The 1830-nt window shown below is 46.4% G+C and carries 1 protein-coding gene and 1 pseudogene; both read right to left on the bottom strand.

Translation table 11 applies throughout. The features are described from left to right. Positions 1 to 185 precede the first annotated feature (185 nt). Positions 186 to 920, bottom strand: a complete 735-nt coding sequence (locus tag SJI00_RS22260; protein ID WP_322463840.1) for a hypothetical protein — start codon at positions 918 to 920, stop codon at positions 186 to 188. 11 nt (positions 921 to 931) lie between these two features. Continuing rightward, a pseudogene (locus tag SJI00_RS22255) lies at positions 932 to 1830 on the bottom strand (T6SS effector BTH_I2691 family protein); the annotation flags it as partial.

Below are 1830 nucleotides of genomic sequence, written 5' to 3'. Positions count from 1 at the left end.
TGGTTTTCGCCTAGCCTGAACTTCGTCTCAAGATTTTTCGTACAGAGCCTAGGTACACATGACTATTAGTTTTCCTGGTGTAGTTAAAATTGTGAAGCAGATGATTGGGTGTCAATAACCCATGTGAGGCGACGGGGCCTGTATTTCACCGCTTAGTAGAATCACTCTTGAGTGCTATTGAGTACTTAGTCGCAGCTGACCCTGCCTCTGATGACCGGCACGTCGGGTGAGAGGTGAGAGCGGATGAGTTCCGCGACTGCGTTTTTCTGGCCTTTCTCGCAGAAAATGCTGCAGTCCCAAAACTTCTGCCAGCCTTCATTCATAGGGCCATACTTCAATGTTACAATCTCTCTATTTGTTGCAATGGTTAATTGTGTAACTTTCGCCCAGTCGATCGTGATGTGATTATATTGACTATACGGCTCCTGAAACCTTTGTGATCTAAGTTGCATCAGCGCCATGACGCCCATGCCGCCCGGCCCCGCGATGGAGGCGAAGGACAGTCCTGATGTGGTCGCAGCGAGGAAAATAAAAATTATCGAGACGAAGATTGTTATGCCGCCCAGGACCTTGGGATTGATCCTGAAGTTCTTCTTCCATTTGCAGTATTCCATTCCAGAAGATGTAATTCTACAGGCGAAATTGACTCGTTGGTAGGTGCCGAATGCAGGCAAGGATAATGTTATCGCAAAAATCAAGGCGGACCAGAAGATTCGCCATGGCTGACTTATTCCTTCAAATGTGTAATATAAAATTAGTGAGCCAGCCAAGCTGATCATTGCGTACAAAAAAACCGCAATGTTGGCGATAAGTATATTGTAGTTCCTGGCTCTAATAGTCCATGTGCAAAGCTGAGGGTCAGCAAGAAACTTCCATTCAAGATCATTTGGCAATTGAGGTGGCTGAAAAACTTTAAGCACGTGGATCTCCATCATTTGACTTGAGGAATAGCTATCGCGATGGTTCGGGCACTGTTGAGCTCTATTCTGAACTCGCCAGGCAGATTTCTATCGAGTGGCTTTCCTTGTCGGTCTGCCTCGCCTGAGAATTCATCAAGCGCCAGACGAAATGCATATATATGGCCAGTATTTTTTGAGCTCAACGCATGTGCGTAGCTAATATTTATTTCTAAGATAGGGTTTTCTAATGGTGTCTCCACCCACACCTGCCAAAGTCGATGCTGGTCTTTTTTGCTGCAAGCGTAATCTGCCTCATTATAATTTTTATTATGGCTATCAGGGAATCTTCCCAGCAGTTTTGGGTCGACCCAATTTCCATTCAGGTAGTTATCGTAGAATTTGCTTGTGAGCGCATGCAGATTTTCTTCATTAACCATTGATGCTTTTCTGGACAGTGTCGGTTGCAATAGAGCTATCTGGCCTTCTTGGGTGGCGGGAAACTGAATCTGAACCCAATGGCCTAACCACTTTTTGGGCATTCTTTCTCCACCATAGGTTGAGGCTCTTCCCAATACGCTAGGCCTCATCAGAATATTCAGCAGCGATTGCATTTGATCGGCATGCCCGTGACTATCAGTCCATTTCGGTACCGCGCCGCGACCCCAGTTGCAGCGGTACAGCCAAAGGCGTAAATCTTCTCGCTTGTAACGGTTTGCAGCCATGCTGATAAGAAAATAAGCGATACCGAGTACAGCCGTAGCTACTATTGCAGGGCCAGACATCACCCATGCAAAGCTACGAAAAATGCCAAGCACTAGACCTAGGAGTTGACTGCTAGCGAAGATCGACATGCCTGCAACGATACCCAGCTTTGTCGTGAGAACAATACTCTCTTCAGGGCTGGTTGCAGCATCAATATCCTCAAGGATTA

The organism is Pseudomonas gebzensis (genome assembly GCF_034427815.1).
In the GTDB taxonomy this organism is placed as follows: Bacteria; Pseudomonadota; Gammaproteobacteria; order Pseudomonadales; family Pseudomonadaceae; genus Aquipseudomonas.
The sequence above is the reverse complement of the archived record's forward strand: the minus strand, read 5'-3'. Positions and strand labels throughout refer to the sequence as shown.